The organism is Streptomyces sp. NPDC001668 (assembly GCF_042893155.1).
Taxonomy (GTDB): domain Bacteria; phylum Actinomycetota; class Actinomycetes; order Streptomycetales; family Streptomycetaceae; genus Streptomyces.
On sequence record NZ_JBIAUQ010000007.1, the window covers coordinates 410,513 to 428,779 of the forward strand.

An 18,267-nucleotide genomic window follows, 5' to 3' on the forward strand; every position below is an offset into this window, starting at 1 on the left:
CTTGGAACGGTTCCATTTCTTGAACCATTCGTGTTTGTGGGGGTAGGTTGGTCGCATGACCGCCCCCCAGCTTCCGAACACCGCCGCTGAGCTGCGCGGTGCCGGCCTGCGGGTGACGGCCGCGCGCGTCGCACTGCTCGAGACCGTCCGGGCCGGTGACCACCTCGCGGCCGACGCGATCGCCACGGGAGTGCGCGACCGCCTCGGCCACATATCCCTCCAGGCCGTCTACGAGGCCCTGCACTCGCTCACCGCGGCGGGTCTCGTGCGCCGTCTCGAGCCGCCCGGCAGCCCGGCACGGTTCGAGGGACGGGTCGGGGACAACCACCATCACCTGGTCTGCCGGTCGTGCGGGGCCGTCGTCGACGTCGACTGTGCCGTCGGTCACGCGCCCTGCCTTACGGCTTCCGACGACCGCGGCTTCTCGATCGACGAGGCCGAGGTCATCTACTGGGGCCTGTGCCCCGCCTGTTCCCCCCAAAGGCTTACTTCAGCACCGTGATCCACCCAGTTCGGAAGGACTGACATGTCTGAGAACCACGACGCCATCGTCACCGACTCCAAGCCCGAGGGCACCGGTGGCTGCCCGGTCGCGCACGGGCGCGCCCCGCACCCCACCCAGGGCGGTGGCAACCGCCAGTGGTGGCCGGAGCGGCTGAACCTGAAGATCCTCGCCAAGGACCCGGTCGTGGCGAACCCGCTCGGCGCGGACTTCGACTACGCCGAGGCCTTCCAGGCCCTTGACCTGGACGCCGTGAAGCGGGACATCGCCGAGGTGCTCACCACCTCGCAGGACTGGTGGCCCGCGGACTTCGGCAACTACGGCCCCCTGATGGTCCGGATGGCCTGGCACAGCGCCGGCACCTACCGCATCAGCGACGGCCGCGGCGGTGGCGGCCGTGGCCAGCAGCGCTTCGCGCCGCTGAACAGCTGGCCGGACAACGGCAACCTGGACAAGGCCCGCCGTCTGCTGTGGCCGGTCAAGAAGAAGTACGGCCAGTCCATCTCCTGGGCCGACCTCATGATCCTCACCGGTAACGTCGCCCTGGAGACCATGGGCTTCGAGACCTTCGGCTTCGCCGGCGGCCGCGCCGACGTCTGGGAGGCCGACGAGGACGTCTACTGGGGTCCCGAGACCACCTGGCTCGACGACCAGCGCTACACCGGCGACCGCGAGCTGGAGAACCCGCTCGGCGCCGTCCAGATGGGCCTCATCTACGTCAACCCCGAGGGCCCCAACGGCAACCCGGACCCGCTGGCCGCGGCCCGCGACATCCGTGAGACCTTCCGCCGCATGGCGATGAACGACGAGGAGACCGTCGCCCTCATCGCCGGTGGCCACACCTTCGGCAAGACCCACGGCGCCGGCCCGGCCGACGCGGTCGGCAACGACCCCGAGGCCGCCTCCATGGAGGAGCAGGGCCTGGGCTGGAAGTCCACCTACGGCACCGGCAAGGGCGGCGACGCCATCACCTCCGGTCTCGAGGTCACCTGGACCACCAAGCCCACCCAGTGGAGCAACGACTTCTTCGACATCCTCTTCGGCTACGAGTGGGAGCTCACCCAGAGCCCCGCCGGCGCCAACCAGTGGGTGGCCAAGGACTCCGAGGAGATCATCCCGGACGCCCACGACGCGTCGAAGAAGCGCCGTCCCACGATGCTCACCACCGACCTCTCGCTGCGCTTCGACCCGATCTACGGCGAGATCTCCAAGCGCTTCCACGAGAACCCGGACCAGTTCGCGGACGCCTTCGCCCGCGCCTGGTACAAGCTGACCCACCGTGACCTGGGCCCGAAGTCCCTGTACCTCGGCCCGGAGGTCCCGGAGGAGACGCTGCTGTGGCAGGACCCGCTGCCGCAGGCCGAGGGCGAGCTCATCGACGCCGCCGACATCGCGGCCCTGAAGGCCAAGGTCCTGGAGACCGGCCTCACCGTCTCGCAGCTGGTCTCCACCGCGTGGGCCTCGGCGTCCACCTTCCGCGGCAGCGACAAGCGCGGCGGTGCCAACGGCGCCCGCATCCGCCTGGAGCCGCAGCGCGGCTGGGAGGTCAACGACCCCGAGCAGCTCGCCCAGGTGCTGCGTGTCCTGGAGGGCGTCCAGGCCGAGTTCAACACCGGCGCCAAGAAGGTCTCCCTGGCCGACCTGATCGTCCTCGCGGGTGCCGCGGCGGTCGAGCAGGCCGCCAAGGACGCCGGCTACGACGTGGAGGTCCCCTTCACGCCGGGCCGTGTGGACGCCACCGAGGAGCACACCGACGTCGAGTCCTTCGCGGCGCTCGAGCCGGTCGCGGACGGCTTCCGCAACTACCTCGGCAAGGGCAACCGCCTGCCCGCCGAGTACCTGCTGCTCGACCGCGCCAACCTGCTCACCCTGAGCGCCCCGGAGATGACCGTCCTCGTCGGCGGTCTGCGCGTCCTCGGCGCCAACCAGGGCGGCACGGCGCACGGCGTCTTCACCGACCGTCCGGGTGTCCTGAGCAACGACTTCTTCGTCAACCTGCTCGACCTGGGCACGACGTGGAAGTCCACCTCCGAGGACCAGACGGCGTTCGAGGGCCGTGACGCGGAGACCGGCAAGCTGAAGTGGACCGGCACCCGTGCCGACCTGGTCTTCGGCTCCAACTCCGAGCTGCGCGCGCTCGCCGAGGTCTACGCGAGCGACGACGCGAAGGAGAAGTTCGTCAAGGACTTCGTCGACGCGTGGGTCAAGGTCTCCAACCTGGACCGCTTCGACCTGGTCTGAGCGTCTGAATGAGCCGGGGGCCGGTCCGCGCGGACCGGCCCCTGTGCCCACCACCACTCGTCGAGTTCAACCAGGCAGCGATCCACGTCGTGGACCGCGTATCCGCCCGGCTCAAGACACGGCATCGTCACCGGCCTCAGCCGCCACCCCGACAGGACTCCAGTCCTTCAGTACTCGCGTGCCCACTCCAGCGGGCCGGTGGATCGGGCCGGTCATCCGCGTCAGTGGCCGGCCCGTGCCGTGGTTGGCCCGGGCGATGATCTCCGCGGTGATGGAAACGGCCGTCTCCTCAGGTGTGGAGGCTCCGAGGTCCAGGCCGATCGGGGAACGCAGCCGCGCCAACTGGTCGTCGTCGACGCCCTCTTCGCGCAGGAGGCGCACCCGCTCGGCGTGGGTGCGCCGTGAGCCCATGGCCCCCACATAGGCGACGGGCAGGTCGAGTGCCAGGCGCAGCAGGGGGATGTCGAACTTGGCGTCGTGGGTGAGGACGCATACGGCGGTGCGCTCGTCCACCTCGGTGTGTTCCAGGTAGCGGTGGGGCCAGTCGACCACCACGTCGTCGGCGTGGGGGAAGCGGGCGGGGGTGGCGAAGACGGGGCGGGCGTCGCACACGGTGACGTGGTAGCCGAGGAAGCGGCCGGCCTGGCTGAGGGCGGCGGCGAAGTCGACGGCGCCGAAGACCAGCAGGCGCGGCCGGGACGCGTGCACGTGGACGAGGACGGACAGCCGTGCGGCGCATCCGTCCCCCTCCCCGCCGATGTCGACGCGGGCGGTGCGGCCAGTCCGCAGCAGGGTCCTGGCCCGGCCTGCGATCACCCGGTCCGCCGGGCCGTCGTCCACCCGCCCGTGGGTGGCACGGTCACCGCCGAGCACGCTCAGCGTGGCGCCGAGGAGGTGCTCCGGGCCGTCCACGACCTGCGCCACGGCGGCCGGTCGCCCTTGTGCGATCTCGGAGAGGGCCGTGGCCAGGTGTGGCTGGGCCGCGGAATCGATGTGCTGGACGAAGACGTCGAGTTCGCCGCCGCAGGTCAGGCCCACGGCGAAGGCGTCGTCGTCGGAGTAGCCGAACCAGGCCCGCTGCGGAGCGCCCCGGTCACGGAGCACCTGCCGGCACAGTTCGTAGACCGTGCCCTCGACGCAGCCGCCGGAGATGCTGCCGATCGCGGTACCGTCCTCGTCCACCGCGACCGACGTACCGGCCGGCAGGGGTGCGCTGCCGTGCACGTCGACGACGGTGGCCAGGGCGAAGGGGCGTGCCTCGCGGCACCAGCGGTGCAGTGTGTCCGCGATGTTCAGCATGGCAGTTCTCCACGGCAGGAGCGGATCGGAAGGTGAGCGGGCCGCCGCCACGGCGCCGGGGAAAACGTCACGCGGCGGCGGCCCTCGGAAGTCCGGCAGCCGGACGGGGGCAGGCTGCCGGACGAGTGGTGTGCACTTCGCCGGGCCGAAGCGTACGGGTCAGAGCAACGCCTCGGCGGTGATGGGCAGTTCGCGGATGCGGCGGCCGGTGGCGTTGAAGACCGCGTTGCCGATCGCGGCCGCCACCCCCACCTGGACGACCTCGCCGAGCCCCTTGACGCCGAGCGCGTTGCCGTCGTTGTCCTCGCCGTCCAGGTAGATCGCCTTGACCTCGGGAACATCGGCGTTCACCGGCACGAGATAGTCGGCCAGGTTCGCGTTGACGATCCGGCCGTCGCGGTGATCGGTGGCCGTGTGTTCCAGCAGGGCGGTGCCGATACCGCCCACGATGCCGCCGATCGCCTGGCTGTCGGCGAGCTTGGGGCTGATGATGCGGCCGGCGTCGTACACGCCGAGCATGCGCCTGACCCGTACGAGGCCCAGGGTCGCGTCGACGGCGACCTCGGCGAAGGTGGCGTTGTAGGCGTGGTAGGAGTGCCGCGCGGGACTGGGTGGCCCGGTGTAGGAGCCGTTCGCTTCGAGGTGGGTGCGGTTGTTGCGGGCCAGTAGCGTCCGGTACGTCTCGCCGCGGGCCGGGTTGCCCTTCATGTGCAGTCGGCCGCCGCGTACGACCACGTCGTCCGCCGCCACCCCGTACAGCGGTGATTCGCGGTCCTCGACGGCCAGCTTGATCGCCTGCTGCCGCACCTGGGTGCAGGCGTCGTGGACGGCGGTGCCGACGCTGGCCATGGTCGACGAGCCGCCGTGCGGCGAGGTCGGCGGGTAGCGGGAGTCGCCGAGCCGGAAGGTGACCGTGCGCATGGTCAGCCCCAGGGCGTCGGCGGCCACCTGGGTCTGGGCGGTGTAGGTGCCCGGCCCCATGTCACTGGTGGCCGCCTCGACCACAGCGGTGCCGTCGGCATCGAGGCGGGCCCGGGCCTGTCCGGGGTAACGCCCGGGGTCGTAGACGCCGGCGGCCATGCCCAGGCCGATCAGCCAGTCGCCCTCGCGCCTCGACCGTGGCCGGGCGGAGCGGCGCTGCCAGCCGAACTCGCGGGCGCCGACGGTGTAGCACTCGCGCAGCCGACGGGTGGAGAACGGCAGGCTGTTCGACTCGTCCTCGTTCGGTTCGTTGCGCCGGCGCAGCTCGATCGGGTCGATGCCGAGCTGGTGCGCGAGTTCGTCCATGGCCGACTCGATCACGAACGACGCCGAGGCGAAGCCGGGACCGCGCATCCAGATCGGGGTGTTCACATCCAGGGGGACCGTCCGGTACGCCTGGCTGACGTTCGGCATGCTGTAGAGCATCTGACCGGCACCCATGACGGCCTCGGTGAACGTCTCGTACGAGGAGGTCTCGGCGTCGATGTCGTGGATCGCGGCGGTCAGCCGGCCGCGCCGGTCACTGCCGAGGCGCAGCCGGTACTCGTACGACGGCCTGAAGCCGGTGCCGAAGTACATCTGCTTGCGGCTCAGCACCAGCTTGACCGGGCGTTTCGTCTCCCGCGCGGCCAGGGCGGCGACGACGCTGTGCGGCCAGCAGCGCAGCCCGCTGCCGAAGCCGCCGCCGACGAACGGGTTGATGACGCGCACCGACTCCGCGGGCAGGTCGAACACGGCCGCGAGCTCGTCGTGCGTGCCCATCACCCACTGCGTCTTGTCCCACACGGTCAGCTTGTCGCCGTCCCAGCGGGCGATGGTGGCGTGCGGTTCCATCGGATTGTGGTGATTGCGCGCCAGCTCGTAGGTCAGGTCGAGCCGTACGGGAGCGTCGCTCAGGCCCGCTTCCGCATCGCCGCGCGCGTAGTTGGTCGGCTTGTCCCGCTCCGCGTCGTGCAGGTCGGTCGAGAGCTGTTCGGCGTCGTACTCGACCTTGACCAGGCTCGCGCCGTGCTGTGCGGCCTCGAGGGTGGTGGCGACCACGACGGCGACCGGCTGGCCGTGGAAGCGGACGCGGTCGTCCTGGAAGACCCGCTGCCGCCGGCCCGGCGGGTTGTTCGACCCGGCGTTGTCGCGGTACGGCAGCTTCGGTGCGTTGCCGTGGTGGATCACCCGCAGCACGCCCGGGTGGGCCTCGGCGGCGTCCGTGTCGATGCCGGTGATACGCCCGCGGCCGATGCTCGCGTCCACGATGACGGCGTGCACCACCCCGTCGACATCGAACTCGGCGGCGTACCGCGCCTTGCCCGTGACCTTCAGCCGGCCGTCCACCCGGGACAGCGGCGCACCCACGGCTGCCTGCGGCTGGGGGCTCACTTGGTACCTCCTACGATGCGCAGCTGGCGTTCGACGGTCCGCTTGAGCAACTCGACCTTGAACCGGTTGTGTTGCAGGGGACGGGCACCTTCCGCCGCCTTGGCGGCAGCGGCCGTCCACAACGCGTCCGAGGGGCGCTCGCCGACGAGGTGCCGCTCGACGGCCGGCAGCTTCCACGGCACCGTGCCCACTCCCCCGGCGGCGACCTTCGCCACGTGGATCACCCCGCCCTTGATGTGCAGCGCGACGGCCGCCGAGGTCAGGGCGAACTCGTAGGACTGCCGGTCCCGCACCTTCAGGTAGCCCGACTTCAGCGGGCGCGGCACTGGGGGGATCTCCACCGCCGTAATCAACTCGCCCTTCCCGAGGGCCTGTTCACGGTTCGGGGTGCTGCCCGGCCGCAACAGGAAGTCGGCGAAGGGGACCTGGCGCTCCCCGTCCGGCCCCAGCAGGCGCACCTGCGCCTCAAGCGCCGCGAACGCCACGGCGACGTCGGAGGGGTGGGTGGCCACGCAGGCGTCGGAGGTGCCCAGAATGGCGTGCGTACGGTTGACGCCCTCCAGCGCCGCGCAGCCGGAACCGGGCTCGCGCTTGTTGCAGTCGGCGGTCACATCACGGAAGTAGGTACACCGGGTGCGCTGCATGATGTTGCCGCCGACGGAGGCCATGTTCCTCAGCTGGGCCGACGCGCTCAGCTCCAACGCCTCGGAGATGACCGGGAACAGGGTGCGCACCTTGCGGTGGGCGGCGGCCTCGGACATGGTCACCAGCGCACCGATACGCAGCCCGCCGCGCTCGGTGACGGTGATCTCGTCCAGCGGCAGACCGCTGATGTCGACCAACGTCTCGGGGCGCTCGACGGTCTCCCGCATCAGGTCGACCAACGTGGTGCCGCCGGCGATGTAACGCCCGCCGCTGCGACCGGCGTTGAGGGCTTCCCGCGTGTCGGACACGCGGGTGTAGGCGAAGGGATGCATGACGGCCGCTCCTTACTTCCGGGCGGCGGTCTGCTCGACCGCGCGCACGATCTTGACGTAGCAGCCGCAGCGGCAGATGTTGCCGCTCATCCACTCGCGGATCTCCTCCGGCGATCCGGTGTGGCCCTCCTGGATGCAGCCGACACCGGAGACGATCTGGCCGGGGGTGCAGTAGCCGCACTGGAAGGCGTCCTGGTCGATGAACGCCTGCTGCAGCGGGTGGAGTTGATCGCCGTCGGCCAGGCCCTCGACCGTGGTGACCTCCGCGCCCTCCATACGCACCGCCAGTGTCAGACAGGAGTTGACCCGTCGGCCGTCGACCAGCACGGTGCACGCGCCGCAGGCCCCGGCGTTGCAGCCCTTCTTGGAGCCGGTGAGGCCGAGGTGCTCGCGCAACAGGTCCAGCAGGGACGTGCGGTTGTCGACCGTCACGGTCCGGCGGGTGCCGTTGACCGTCAGGGACACGCGGCTGGAGGGCGGCGCCTCAGCGGCGGCCACCTCCTCCGGGGCCGCGAGGAATGATCCTCCGATCACGCCGCCCGCGACGACCGCACCACCGACCGCCGTGCTGGTGGCGATGAAGGTGCGCCGCGTGGGCGCCGGGGAGGGCTCGCCGGCTCCGTTGGGGGGCGGAACGGCGGACTCGGGGAGTTCAGTGGACATACGTACGCCTTCATCTCGCGGACGGATCGGCCGTACTCGACAGGGGGACGGGAGACTGGAACGTCGTCACCGCGGGGAACGGGGCAACCGTGCGCCCTGGCAGCGGCGACCGGCCATGAGGAGTCTTGCACCACCGGCAACGCTCGTGGCAGGGAGACTTTCCTCCCCCTTTACGCTCCGTCAGGAGCGAATGGCCGACGTCATCGGGGGCACGTCCTGAGTCGGGCCGGCCTGCGTGATCGAGGGGCCGGGGCTACCGGTTGCGGGTGCGGGAGCCGTTGTACTGCCGGTCGGTGACCGGCTCGGCCCAGGTGGTCTCGGGGGTGCCGTCGTCTGTGCCCTCCCACATGGCGATGTGCTCCATGAACCGGTCGGGGGCGGCGCCGTGCCAGTGCTCCTCGTTCGGCGGGCAGGCGACGGTCTCGCCAGGGTGGGCTTCGAGGATCGTGCCGTCGCGGGTGCCGATCAGGGCGATGCCGGAGACGACGTGCAGGGTCTGGCCCACGGCGTGGGAGTGCCAGTTGGTGCGGGCGGCCGGGGAGAAGCGGACCAGGTTGGCGCGCATCCTGGACGGGGCCTGGCCGGCCACGATGACGTCCCACCACACGTCGCCGGTGAACCAGTCCGCCGGGGCCTTGCTGCTGGGCTGCTGCTTGATGAATTCCATGCTGTCTCTCACGTCCCTTTCGTGCGTGGGCTGTTGCTAGCGGGCGACGTGGCCGCCGTCCACGGGGAGGGCGACGCCGACGACGAAACCCGCCCCCGGGCCGCACAGCTGACCATGGGTGTGTCGATGGTTCCGGGGCAGACGGCGTTGACGCGGTCGAACCTCTCGGCGGGTTCGTCGGCGGCGTCGCCGGGCGGGATCTGGATGCCGGCGTTGTTGTACGCCATGTCGAGGCGGCCGAAGGTCTCCACGGTGCGGTCGACCGCGGCGGCGACCTGGTCCTCGTCGCTGACGTCGCAGGTGAGGGCGAGGGCTTGGTGGCCGGCGTCCGCGAGTTCCTTCGCGGCCGCGTTCAGGGCCGCTTCGTCGATGTCGGTGAGGGCGACGGCGGCTCCGGAGGCGGCGAACGCGCGGGCGGTCGCCAGGCCCATGCCGGCGCCTGCTCCGGTGACGAGGGCGACCCGTCCGGTGAAGTCGTAGCTGGGGTTCATGCCGGGTTGCCCCTTCGAGCGTTGAGGCGGGGCGGGGCGAGCAGGAGGGGGCCGCTCGATGAACGTCGGCGGCACGGCGTGCCTCTGACGGATCATCAGAGGAATCCGGCGCCGCCCGCTTCCTCGGAGTCCCCTCGCTTGCGTCAGTAGTGCTGTGACGGCGCCTGCGCGGGGTCGTCGCGTCGCGCGTGGGTGGGCGCGGTGCGCTGGGCGACGATCCGCGTCCTGCGCGGGGTGCCGGTGACGGCGAGGGCTGTCAGCGGGAGGAGGGTGAGGGCCGCGATGGCGGTGCCCACCAGGGGCGGGCCGGTCAGTCCGAGGGAGGAGTCCAGGGCCGCACCGGCGATCGCCGATCCGGCGGCGACGCCGACGTTGAAGGCGGAGGTGGTCAGCGCCGAGGTGAGGGTGGGAGCGTCGCCCGCGAAGCGCATGGCGAGGGCGGTGACGACCGGGTTGACCGTGAAGCCGGTCAGGCCCATGAGGAAGACGAGAGCGGTGACCGTCACCGGGTTGGTGGACAGCGGGATCATCAGGAGCAGGACCAGGGCGGTGGCCGTGGCGGCCGTGATGGTGGTGACCATCGGGCGTCGGTCGCCCAGGCGGCCTCCGGTGGTGGTGCCGCCCAGGGCGCCGACGCCGAAGGCGATGAGGACGAGCGGGACGGCGCCCGCGGGGATGCCCGCGCGGTCGGTCAGCAGCGGCGTGACATAGGTGTACGTCGCCAGGACACCGCCCATGATCAGCATCGCGGCGCCGAGCGCCAGCCACAGCCGGCCCTGCCGCAGGGCCCGGACCTCGGCCCGGAGGGACACCTCGGCGCGCTGCTCCTGGGCCGGGATGAAGCGGCCGATGAACACGGCGGCAAGCCCGGAGAGAGCGGCCAGGGCCCAGAAGGGGCCGCGCCAGCCGGTGAACTGGCCGGCGAAGGAGCCGATCGGCACGCCGACGACGTTGGCCAGGGTCAGGCCGCCGATCATGACGCCCGTGGCACGGGTGGCGTTGTGCGGCCCCGCGGCGGTGGTGGCGACGACGAAGCCGACGGACCAGAACGCTCCGGTGGCCAGAGCGGTGACGACGCGGGCGGCGAGGACGATCGTGAAGGACGTGCTGAAGGCGGCGACGAGGTGTCCGAGGCAGAACACGGACAGGGCGAGGATCAGCGTCTGGCGCTGAGGCAGGCGCAGGGTCGCCAGGGCCATGGTCGGCGCCCCGATGATCATGCCGAGGGCGAAGGCGGTGATCAGCAGGCCGGCGTGGGAAACGCTGACTCCGAGGTCGGCGGCCAGCTCCGGCAGCAGACCGGCGACGACGAACTCGGTGGTCCCCATCAGGAACGTGCCGGCGGCGAGCACCCAGACGACGAAGGGAAGCTTGCCGGGGGTGGTCCCGGACGCGGAAGGCATAGGTGTGTTCTCTCCTTGAGCAGAAGTCGGTGGTGGTGGCGGGGCCGTCCCGGCGAAGGGGACGGCGCGGCCACGTCCTTCACCGTTCCATGGAGCGAAAGAGAGTGAAAGGGGAGGATCTTCTCCCCCCTTCTCGGGTGAGCGTCCGCGTGAGGCGAGCGGTGCGGTAGGGCGGATCAGGGCGCGGCTTCGATGGTGATGCGGTCGGCCCCGGCGAGGCGGTCGGTGTCGGCGTCGATGTGGCCGAGGATGAGCAGGTCGGCGTTGGCGGAGTCGCCGTCGCGGTAGAAGAGGGCCAGGTTGCCCCAGGGCGCGTAGTAGGTCAGGTCGCCGGGCTTGGGCGCGGCCGGTTCGGGAGCGCCGGAGGTGGTCAGCCTGCGCGGCAGGTCGGCGATCCGCTCCGTCTGGTGGAAGTCCTCCAGGTCCAGGGTGAGCGGGAGCAACTCGACGAAGTCGCGGGCGGCAGGGCTGTCGTTCAAGGTGGCGTCGACGGAGTGGCCGTCGAGGGTGACCCGGATGTCCATGGCGGTGTTCCTGTCGGACGGTGCGGTGTTCCTGTCGGGGGGTGCGGTGTTCCGGTCGGGGGGTGCGGTGCTTGCCTCGGCCGTCGGTGTCTGCTGCCGCGCGGGGGATGCCGCACGAGGGGAGGCGGGCGAGGTGTCGGTGCAGGCCGTCACGGTGAGCAGGACAGCGGCGGCCGTGGCGGCGCGAGCGAGGGCACGGAGGGCGGCCGCGTTCATGGGTGTCGTCCCTGGGATCAGTCGGGCAGGGGCTCGGAGTAGTGGCGGAAGCCGTCCCACTGCCGGTGGATGTCGTACAGGCGCTGGGCCAGGGCCTCGGGGCTGCTGTGCTCGGCGTCGGGGCGGATGGCACCCGGGATGATCAGCTGAGCGGCGTAGATGTTCTCTGGGGCGAGCGCGTAGTGGAGCATGTGGGCGTAGGCGCTCTCCGCGGCGAAGGCGATCGAGGTGCCGGCCACCTTCGGGTTCGGTCGTACGGCGCTGGAACCGTTGACGAACAGCACTGTGCCGCGGCCGAGTTGACGCATGCCGTGCAGGACGGTGTTCACCGCGGCGCTGGGGCCCTTGACGGAGAAGGCGAGCGGGGCGTCGAGGTCGTCGGCGCTCGTGTCGAGGACCGGCTTCATGAAGTCGGCGCGCGGCACCGGGCTGTACTGGAGGATCTCGACGGGCCCCAGGGCCGCCGCGGCCGCGTACAGGGCCGCGGTCAGCGACTCGACGTCGAGGACGTCGGCGGGGAAGCCGCGAGCCTGGATGTTGTCACGGGCGAGTTCGGCGGTCAGGCCGTCCAGCTTCTCCGCGTCGCGGGAGATCAGGGCGACGGTGTGACCGGCGGCTCCGAAGCGGCGGGCGGTGGCAAGCCCGAGGCCGGGGCCGGCGCCGACGAGGGCGAAGGTCGTCATGGTCAGTCCTTGGGTGAGCGGGCGGGGAGGGTTTCGGCCCGATGCCGCACCGCCTGGGTGCGGCCCCTGGTGTGAAGGCGTGTGTGGTCAGGGCTTGAGGAGGGCCTTGATGGCGCGGCGCTCGTCCATGGCCCGGTAGCCCTCGGCGACCTGGTCCAGGGGCAGGGTGAGGTCGAAGACCTTGCCGGGGTTGATCCGGCCGGTCAGGACGCGGTCGATCAGGTCGGGCAGGTAGCGGCGGACGGGGGCGGGGCCGCCGCGCAGGCCGACGTGGGAGAAGAACAGTTCCTGGCCGTCGATCGCGACGTCGTGCGGGACGCCGACAAAGCCGACGTTGCCGCCGGGCCGGGCGCAGTGCAGGGCCTGCCGCATGGCCTCGGAGGTGCCGACGCACTCCAGCACCGAGTCGGCGCCGACGCCGCCGGTGAGGTCCTTGACGCGGGCGATGCCTTCGTCGCCGCGCTCACTGACGATGTCGGTGGCACCGAACTCCAGGGCAAGCCTTTGCCGGGACTCGTGCCGACTCATGGCGATGATCCGCTCGGCGCCGAGCTCCTTGGCGGCGATGACGCCGCACAGCCCGACCGCTCCGTCGCCGACGACGACGGCCGTCGAGCCCGGCTGTACTTCCGCGGCGAGGGCGGCGTACCAGCCGGTGCCCATCACATCAGAGACGGCGAGCAGGCTGGGCACCGCCTCGGCGTCGGGCTGCTCGTCGGTGGCGACGAGGGTGCCGTGGGCGTTGGGGATACGGACGTAGTCGGCCTGGCAGGTGGTCATGAACTCGCGGTGCAGGCAGTTGGACTGCCAGCCGTTACGGCAGTTCACGCAGGTATTGTCCGAGGTGGCGAACGAGCCGACCACGAACTGGCCCGGCTTGACGTGGGTGACCTCGCTGCCCGCCTCCACGACGATGCCGACGTACTCGTGGCCCATCGGATGGGGTTCGTCCACCGGCTCCGCGCCGCGGTAGGGCCACAGGTCCGAGCCGCACACGCAGGTGGCGACCGTACGGATGATCGCGTCGGTGGGCCGGGTGATCTCCGGGTCGTCCAGGGTCTCGAAGCGCACGTCGCCGGGGGCGTGAATGACTGCTCCGCGCATGATGGGGTGCTTCCTTCAGTACGAGGGTCTGGAACCGCAGCCGGGGATCCGGGACGGCTGCTCGGCATCGAGCCTCACACGCGGGGGCAGGCACGAAAAGCGGAGAGATCTGTCCCGGGAGGGAAACATCCTGGGAGGAAATTCTCCCCCCTTCGCCAGGTGCGACCGGTGTCATGCTGGGCAGCATGACCAGCAACGTTCCCCTCAATGAACTGGGAGAGTTCCTCAAGAAGCGCCGCTCGGAGCTGAGCCCGCGCACGGTAGGGCTGCCCGAGACCGACAGGCCCCGCCGGGTCGACGGCCTGCGCCGCGAGGAAGTCGCCCAGCTCGCCAGCATCAGCACCGACTACTACACCCGCCTCGAACAGGGCCGCATGCAGGCGTCCGCGCCCGTGCTGGACGTCCTCGCCCGTGTACTCCATCTGGACGACGACGAACGCGGCTACCTCTTCCAGCTCGCCGGCAAGACCACCACCCGCACGAGGCGCCGCGGCCGGCAGAAGGTCCAGCCGCAACTGCAGCGGGTCCTGGACGACCTCACCGCCACTCCGGCCGTCGTGCAGGGCCGGCGCGGCGACATCCTCGCCTGGAACGCACTGGCCGCCGCCCTGGTCACCGACTTCTCCCGCGTCCCCGAAAAACACCGCAACTACCCCCGGATCATCTTCACTGATCCGGCCATGCGCACCCTGTACGCCGACTGGGAGAGCTCCGCGCACATCGCCGTCGCCCAACTGCGCATGGAGGCCGCGAAGTATCCCGAAGACCCGCGCCTGATCGAGCTGGTCGGTGAACTGTCCATGCGCGACAAGCAGTTCGCCCGCTGGTGGGGCGAACACCACGTCGCCGCACGCACCGTGGGCACGAAGACCCTCGATCACCCGGTCGTCGGCGAACTCGTCCTGGACTGGGACACCCTCACCGCCAACACCGATCCCGACCAGCACCTGACCGTCTGGACCGCCGCCCCCGGCTCCCCCACCCACGAACGGCTGCGCATCCTCGCCTCCTGGGCCGCCGACCAGCACCTGCCCGCGTCGGCACCACTCACCTGACCCGGGCAAGCGGCCCCTGTACGCCGTCGTCACCGGCCTGGTCCTCTACAACGCCTCGGTGCTCGGTACTCCAGGACATCGACCTGACGATCGCCCGCGGCGAGGTCGTCGTGGTGCGCTTCCGGGTGTGTGGCGGAGGTGTGGCGATCGAACCCGTGTCGATCGTCTCCAGGCGGTTGATGGTGCGGCACAGAGGGGACTTCCCGGACCGGGAGGGTCCGATGAAAGCCGCTTCCACGACGTCGGCGGAGGCGTTCGGCCGATGGCCTTCACCGAGCCCCTCACCCGTGCCGAGCCTTGATCCGTCTCCCGTCCCAGGACGTCAGGGGGAATCGATTCGGGGTCCGCGACGTCGAGTACGAGCCCGTCGATGCCCGGGTGCTCGGCCGTGATCTCGTCGAGGAGTTCCTTGCGCCGGCCGGCGACGACCACCTTGTTGCCGGTCTCGTGCAGGCGCAGGGCCAGGCCGAGGCCGATGCCCGAGGTTCCGCCGGTGATCAGGATCGTATTGCCGGTCATCTTCATGGGGGGGCTTGCTCCTTCGGTACGGCGGGCCGGTGAGCGCCCGCAGCCTCGACCATAGGGGCGCCCGCACAGGGGCGGGAGAGGAAGGTTCATCCATGGATCGGCGGTCCCCGGCTGAGCCGTAGAAGGCGCCACAGCCGGTCAGCGCCTCCAGACCAGGCACAGCGAGCGGCTGGCAGGAGACCCCCGACCCGGTACACCTGACCACCGGAAGGTTTCCTGCCCGGCCCGGACGACGGTCGGCACCGTGGCTGCGGTTGTGGACCTCGCTGCACGGCATTACGGGCATGAGTCCCGTCGGGTCGATGACAGGTGCCTGTTTCTGACCTCCGCTCGACAAGCGGTGGCGGGGGCCCTGGGCGTGGTGCGTTTCGGCTGGATGCGCTCGGGGACACGGTGGGCGGAGGCCGCGTCGCGTGCCGGTTCGGCAGTGAGCCAGCGTTCAATTCGTCCGCCCGCCCTGCCGTCCGGCTGAGACAGCGGACGGCAGAGTTGTGCCTTCAGTTGGTCCGCGCGGCAGTGATCGCTCGGTCCAGAGCGGTGCGGATCTCTTCGGGCAGTTGTTCGCTGTGGACCCAGTCCACGAGCTGTTCGGAGATCTGCCGCAGTTTGATGTTGGTGTGCTGTGAGACCTCGCGGAGGACTTCGAAGCCCTGGTCGGGACGCAGGGTGCCGAGGGTGATGACCACGCCGATCGCTTGGTCGATGACGGCGTGGGAGACGATGGCCTCCTGCAGCTGGCCGATCTCGTCCTGCAGATCGCTGATCTTGGTCAGGAGGCCTTCTCGTCCCGGGACCGTTGGCACTGTGGTCCGCACGGGTGTGCCGTTCAGCGGTTTGTCCATCGTGATCACATCCCAGACCGCGGGTTCTCCGCTCGGGTCGCTGATGCCGGAGCGGAACTGCAAGGACGACAGTCCGACTTCTACCCCGGAACGCCGGTTGTGTGCACCCTGTTTGCCTGGTGGTGTCCTTCCTGCGCGAGGGGGAGGACACCATCCGGGTGATGACACCGACCGGTTGGGTCCAGCGGTGGGAGGGGCTCGAAGGCCGGATGGTGATCTCGCGGGGAGACTGCTGACCGTCAGTGCTGGGCCCGAGCTTCGGCGGTGACGCGCCTGCTCATGAGAGTGACTCCTGGGCAAGCAGGTCGTCCGTACGCAAGGGCGATGTGCGATCTCGTTCGCCTGGTGGCGGTTCGGCGGTCAGCGGTCAGCGGTCAGCGGCTCTGCTCGTAGGTGAGTTGCTTGACATGCCGCAGGGTCAGGGCGGTTTCCACGGCGCTCATGCTCGGGCCGGCGACGGTGGCGATGAGGTTGGCCTGGCCAGTGGTGGCGCCGACGAAGCGGACCTCGTGGTGTTCCGCCAGCTTCCGTCCGGCGGCATCGAGTGCGGAGGGGGCGACGCTGAGCCAGAACATCGCGCTGATGCCGTGTCCGGGGGACTCGCGGTCGTGGCCGCCGTCTCCACCGCCCTCGCCGGCGCCACTGGCGGCTCCAGCTCCGGCTTCGTCGTCTCCGCCCCCGGCAACCCCGTCCTCGCCCTCACCGCACCGTCGTCCAGCCAATGGAGGCGGTGCGGTGGATCAGCTGCGGTGCCACGCCGGTGCGATTACTTCCCGTCGCTGTTCGATGGCGCCGTCGCTGTCGGCTCCGTTTCTTGGGCAGTCGCTTGCTTGTGCTCGATGAGGGCCGTGGTACCGGCTACCACCGCGGAAAGAGCCACGGCGGCGGACAGCATGGTCGAGGTACGGCTGACGTCGCGCCGCAGGCCCGCAGCCAGGAAAGCGGCGGCATCGACCGAGTCCATGACGATGTTCACCGCAAGAAACTGCTGCTGCTGAGGCCGGGTGAGACTGTCCATCCGTTGCAGTCCGAGCCCGAGAGCAGCATTGCGGATCGCGAACATCCGCGCATAAGGGATCGCGGGGGTACCGCTGGCCGTGAGCTGGAAAACCCGCGCGGCCAGCCGCGGGGTGAACAAGTGGGTGGCCGCGACGATGAAACGCCCGGTCGTCAGCGCCCTGCGGGAAGGAACCAGGTGGAGGGGGAATCTGGACATGGAGAACCCTTTCAATCCGGAACGGGCCGGCCAGTTGTGTTTCATGGGGTTCAGAGCTCAGCGACGGTGCGTCGCAGGAAGCCCGGCGCGATGCGCAGCATGGCGGGCATGACTTTCGTCTGACCGGGGAACGCCATGTTCCGCCTCCGTCGAAGAGCCTTCATCGTGACCGCGGCCACCTGCGCGGGAGTCAGTTTCTTCCCCGTGGCTTCGGCGTTCATGGGCGTGTCCGTGGACGGTGGGAGGACCTCGAGGACATGGGTGCCCTTCGGGGCGAGTTGACGGCGCAGGCCGTCCGCAAAGCCGTGCAGGCCGGCCTTCACCGCGCCGTGGGTAGGCGCGCGAGTGGGCGAGACCAGAGCGAACCCCGAGGTGATGAAGACGATCGCATCGGGCTCTGGCCACCGCTCGAGCACTTCACCCGTCAAGTGGATGGGGGCGGTGAGGTTCAGCGCCACCTCGTCGTCGAGGGTCGCATTGGGGTTCTTGCCGGCTGCATAGTCTCGTTCCTCGAACGTACCGGCGTTGTTGACCAGCACGTCCAGACGCCCGAAGCGATCAGCGACTGCTTGCAGCAACGCTGCGCGGTCAGCTGCGTCCGTCACATCGGCCCGCACGGCCAGCGCCTGCGGGTGTGCCTGCGTGAATCGGTCGAGCGCAGCCTGCGAACGTCCGCAGACGACGACAGACGCCCCGAGCTCGACGAATGATTGCGCGAGGCTCAAGCCGATGCCTGAGGTTCCGCCAGTGATGAGTACGGTCTGTGACACGATGTCACCTCTCTGTTCAGCGTACCGATTGGTACGAAACACGTTAGCACAACCCGTACCGATCGGTACCGAAGGAGTAGGATGAAGAAATGACCTCGACGACACCGGTCCCTCCGGGCAGACCTCGCGCATTCGACATCGACGAGGCACTCGATCGTGCAGTCCTGGTGTTCTGGTCAAAGGGTTTCGAGGGTGCCAGCCTTGACGACCTCACCGAGGCGATGGGCATCAGCCGCCCCAGCCTGTACAGGGCGTTCGGCAGCAAGGAAGACCTCTTCTACAAGGCACTGGAGCGCTACACCGAGGGCTTGACCGCCTACTTCGCCCGAGCCGTAGCAGAGCCCACAAGTGCAGCAGTGGCTACTGCCGTGCTCCACGGGACGGTCGAGGCGGCAACCATGCCGGGATTCCCCACGGGCTGTCTTGGCGTGCAGGGTGCGTTGGCTACCGGGGATGACAGCCGCCCAGTCCGAGACGCGCTCATCGCATGGCGTGAGGATGGGATAGCCCACCTGACGCGCCGGTTTCAACAGGCGGTGGACGCCGGTGACCTTCCGCCTTCCGCAGATCCCCGTCTTCTCGCGCTCTACCTGAGAACAGTCGCCAACGGGATTGCGGTCCAGGCCGCGAGTGGCAGTTCCCGCCCCGAGCTGCTGCAAGTCGCGGACCTCGCGCTGGGCAGCTGGCCAAAGCCGTAGTCAGCCGGCGGCCGGCCCGGACCTGATGTCGAC

General features: G+C 70.2%; 18 protein-coding genes and 2 pseudogenes. 4 read left to right on the top strand and 16 right to left on the bottom strand.

Features of this window, described 5'->3' with window-relative positions; genetic code table 11:
* Positions 1-55: 55 nt before the first annotated feature.
* Together ACFYZ8_RS23735 and katG are read left to right on the top strand one after the other, a co-directional pair.
* Positions 56-502 carry a Fur family transcriptional regulator gene (locus ACFYZ8_RS23735; RefSeq protein WP_388537277.1) on the top strand — a complete coding sequence of 149 codons (447 nt, stop codon included), beginning with the start codon at positions 56-58 and terminating at the stop codon, positions 500-502.
* A 24-nt stretch (positions 503-526) separates the two neighbouring features.
* Complete coding sequence (gene katG, locus ACFYZ8_RS23740; protein WP_388537279.1) at positions 527-2,743, top strand: catalase/peroxidase HPI; 2,217 nt, start codon at positions 527-529, stop codon at positions 2,741-2,743.
* 111 nt (positions 2,744-2,854) lie between these two features.
* Here katG and ACFYZ8_RS23745 read toward each other — a convergent pair whose 3' ends face one another.
* From ACFYZ8_RS23745 to ACFYZ8_RS23790, 10 genes are all read right to left on the bottom strand, one after another.
* The gene (locus ACFYZ8_RS23745; RefSeq protein WP_388537281.1) at positions 2,855-4,042 is read right to left on the bottom strand and encodes an XdhC family protein; all 1,188 of its coding nucleotides are present in this window, start codon (positions 4,040-4,042) and stop codon (positions 2,855-2,857) included.
* A 159-nt stretch (positions 4,043-4,201) separates the two neighbouring features.
* Positions 4,202-6,397 (bottom strand): xanthine dehydrogenase family protein molybdopterin-binding subunit, encoded by a 2,196-nt coding sequence (locus tag ACFYZ8_RS23750; RefSeq protein WP_388537282.1) that lies wholly within the window; start codon positions 6,395-6,397, stop codon positions 4,202-4,204.
* Positions 6,394-7,374 (bottom strand): FAD binding domain-containing protein, encoded by a 981-nt coding sequence (locus ACFYZ8_RS23755; protein ID WP_388537284.1) that lies wholly within the window; start codon positions 7,372-7,374, stop codon positions 6,394-6,396. The genes ACFYZ8_RS23750 and ACFYZ8_RS23755 overlap by 4 nt, the downstream gene beginning before the upstream one ends.
* A gap of 12 nt (positions 7,375-7,386) precedes the next feature.
* Positions 7,387-8,037: a (2Fe-2S)-binding protein gene (locus tag ACFYZ8_RS23760; protein WP_388537286.1), complete on the bottom strand. Its 651-nt coding sequence runs from the start codon at positions 8,035-8,037 to the stop codon at positions 7,387-7,389.
* Positions 8,038-8,290: 253 nt separating this feature from the next.
* Positions 8,291-8,704, bottom strand: coding sequence for a cupin domain-containing protein (locus ACFYZ8_RS23765; RefSeq protein ID WP_388537374.1), 414 nt, complete (start codon positions 8,702-8,704; stop codon positions 8,291-8,293).
* An 8-nt stretch (positions 8,705-8,712) separates the two neighbouring features.
* Positions 8,713-9,195 carry an SDR family NAD(P)-dependent oxidoreductase gene (locus ACFYZ8_RS23770; protein ID WP_388537288.1) on the bottom strand — a complete coding sequence of 161 codons (483 nt, stop codon included), beginning with the start codon at positions 9,193-9,195 and terminating at the stop codon, positions 8,713-8,715.
* A gap of 143 nt (positions 9,196-9,338) precedes the next feature.
* A complete protein-coding gene (locus ACFYZ8_RS23775) occupies positions 9,339-10,598 on the bottom strand; it encodes an MFS transporter (RefSeq protein ID WP_359037155.1) in 1,260 nt (419 codons plus the stop codon).
* A 176-nt stretch (positions 10,599-10,774) separates the two neighbouring features.
* A complete protein-coding gene (locus ACFYZ8_RS23780; RefSeq protein WP_359037157.1) occupies positions 10,775-11,338 on the bottom strand; it encodes a cyclophilin-like fold protein in 564 nt (187 codons plus the stop codon).
* 17 nt (positions 11,339-11,355) lie between these two features.
* Positions 11,356-12,021: an SDR family NAD(P)-dependent oxidoreductase gene (locus tag ACFYZ8_RS23785; RefSeq protein ID WP_388537290.1), complete on the bottom strand. Its 666-nt coding sequence runs from the start codon at positions 12,019-12,021 to the stop codon at positions 11,356-11,358.
* Positions 12,022-12,108: 87 nt separating this feature from the next.
* Positions 12,109-13,125, bottom strand: coding sequence for a zinc-dependent alcohol dehydrogenase family protein (locus ACFYZ8_RS23790; RefSeq protein WP_359037162.1), 1,017 nt, complete (start codon positions 13,123-13,125; stop codon positions 12,109-12,111).
* Positions 13,126-13,298: 173 nt separating this feature from the next.
* Here ACFYZ8_RS23790 and ACFYZ8_RS23795 point away from each other — a divergent pair, with 173 nt between their 5' ends.
* Positions 13,299-14,180 carry a helix-turn-helix domain-containing protein gene (locus ACFYZ8_RS23795; RefSeq protein WP_359037164.1) on the top strand — a complete coding sequence of 294 codons (882 nt, stop codon included), beginning with the start codon at positions 13,299-13,301 and terminating at the stop codon, positions 14,178-14,180.
* A 145-nt stretch (positions 14,181-14,325) separates the two neighbouring features.
* Here ACFYZ8_RS23795 and ACFYZ8_RS23800 read toward each other — a convergent pair.
* The 6 genes and pseudogenes from ACFYZ8_RS23800 to ACFYZ8_RS23825 form a co-directional block, all read right to left on the bottom strand.
* A pseudogene (locus ACFYZ8_RS23800) lies at positions 14,326-14,403 on the bottom strand (amino acid ABC transporter ATP-binding protein); the annotation flags it as partial.
* Positions 14,404-14,570: 167 nt separating this feature from the next.
* A pseudogene (locus ACFYZ8_RS23805) lies at positions 14,571-14,798 on the bottom strand (SDR family NAD(P)-dependent oxidoreductase); the annotation flags it as partial.
* Between the two features lie 407 nt (positions 14,799-15,205).
* Complete coding sequence (locus ACFYZ8_RS23810) at positions 15,206-15,613, bottom strand: ANTAR domain-containing protein (RefSeq protein ID WP_388537293.1); 408 nt, start codon at positions 15,611-15,613, stop codon at positions 15,206-15,208.
* A gap of 311 nt (positions 15,614-15,924) precedes the next feature.
* Positions 15,925-16,125 (bottom strand): Lrp/AsnC ligand binding domain-containing protein, encoded by a 201-nt coding sequence (locus ACFYZ8_RS23815; RefSeq protein ID WP_388537295.1) that lies wholly within the window; start codon positions 16,123-16,125, stop codon positions 15,925-15,927.
* A gap of 191 nt (positions 16,126-16,316) precedes the next feature.
* Complete coding sequence (locus ACFYZ8_RS23820; protein ID WP_359037172.1) at positions 16,317-16,766, bottom strand: hypothetical protein; 450 nt, start codon at positions 16,764-16,766, stop codon at positions 16,317-16,319.
* A gap of 50 nt (positions 16,767-16,816) precedes the next feature.
* A complete protein-coding gene (locus ACFYZ8_RS23825; RefSeq protein ID WP_388537297.1) occupies positions 16,817-17,536 on the bottom strand; it encodes an SDR family NAD(P)-dependent oxidoreductase in 720 nt (239 codons plus the stop codon).
* Between the two features lie 89 nt (positions 17,537-17,625).
* On the opposite strand from ACFYZ8_RS23825, the gene ACFYZ8_RS23830 reads away from it, so the two are divergent.
* Entirely contained in the window at positions 17,626-18,234 is a 609-nt protein-coding gene (locus tag ACFYZ8_RS23830) for a TetR/AcrR family transcriptional regulator (RefSeq protein ID WP_359037176.1), read from the top strand.
* The last annotated feature ends 33 nt before the right edge of the window (positions 18,235-18,267 follow it).

Bases quoted from the DNA above. Each gene is read 5' to 3' on its own strand.
- ACFYZ8_RS23735 (WP_388537277.1), top strand. From the start codon at position 56: ATGACCGCCCCCCAGCTTCCGAACACCGCCGCTGAGCTGCGCGGTGCC.
- katG (WP_388537279.1), top strand. From the start codon at position 527: ATGTCTGAGAACCACGACGCCATCGTCACCGACTCCAAGCCCGAGGGC.
- ACFYZ8_RS23745 (WP_388537281.1), bottom strand. From the start codon at position 4,042: ATGCTGAACATCGCGGACACACTGCACCGCTGGTGCCGCGAGGCACGC.
- ACFYZ8_RS23755 (WP_388537284.1), bottom strand. From the start codon at position 7,374: ATGCATCCCTTCGCCTACACCCGCGTGTCCGACACGCGGGAAGCCCTC.
- ACFYZ8_RS23760 (WP_388537286.1), bottom strand. From the start codon at position 8,037: ATGTCCACTGAACTCCCCGAGTCCGCCGTTCCGCCCCCCAACGGAGCC.
- ACFYZ8_RS23765 (WP_388537374.1), bottom strand. From the start codon at position 8,704: ATGGAATTCATCAAGCAGCAGCCCAGCAGCAAGGCCCCGGCGGACTGG.
- ACFYZ8_RS23770 (WP_388537288.1), bottom strand. From the start codon at position 9,195: ATGAACCCCAGCTACGACTTCACCGGACGGGTCGCCCTCGTCACCGGA.
- ACFYZ8_RS23775 (WP_359037155.1), bottom strand. From the start codon at position 10,598: ATGCCTTCCGCGTCCGGGACCACCCCCGGCAAGCTTCCCTTCGTCGTC.
- ACFYZ8_RS23780 (WP_359037157.1), bottom strand. From the start codon at position 11,338: ATGAACGCGGCCGCCCTCCGTGCCCTCGCTCGCGCCGCCACGGCCGCC.
- ACFYZ8_RS23785 (WP_388537290.1), bottom strand. From the start codon at position 12,021: ATGACGACCTTCGCCCTCGTCGGCGCCGGCCCCGGCCTCGGGCTTGCC.
- ACFYZ8_RS23790 (WP_359037162.1), bottom strand. From the start codon at position 13,125: ATGCGCGGAGCAGTCATTCACGCCCCCGGCGACGTGCGCTTCGAGACC.
- ACFYZ8_RS23795 (WP_359037164.1), top strand. From the start codon at position 13,299: ATGCTGGGCAGCATGACCAGCAACGTTCCCCTCAATGAACTGGGAGAG.
- ACFYZ8_RS23815 (WP_388537295.1), bottom strand. From the start codon at position 16,125: ATGTTCTGGCTCAGCGTCGCCCCCTCCGCACTCGATGCCGCCGGACGG.
- ACFYZ8_RS23820 (WP_359037172.1), bottom strand. From the start codon at position 16,766: ATGTCCAGATTCCCCCTCCACCTGGTTCCTTCCCGCAGGGCGCTGACG.
- ACFYZ8_RS23830 (WP_359037176.1), top strand. From the start codon at position 17,626: ATGACCTCGACGACACCGGTCCCTCCGGGCAGACCTCGCGCATTCGAC.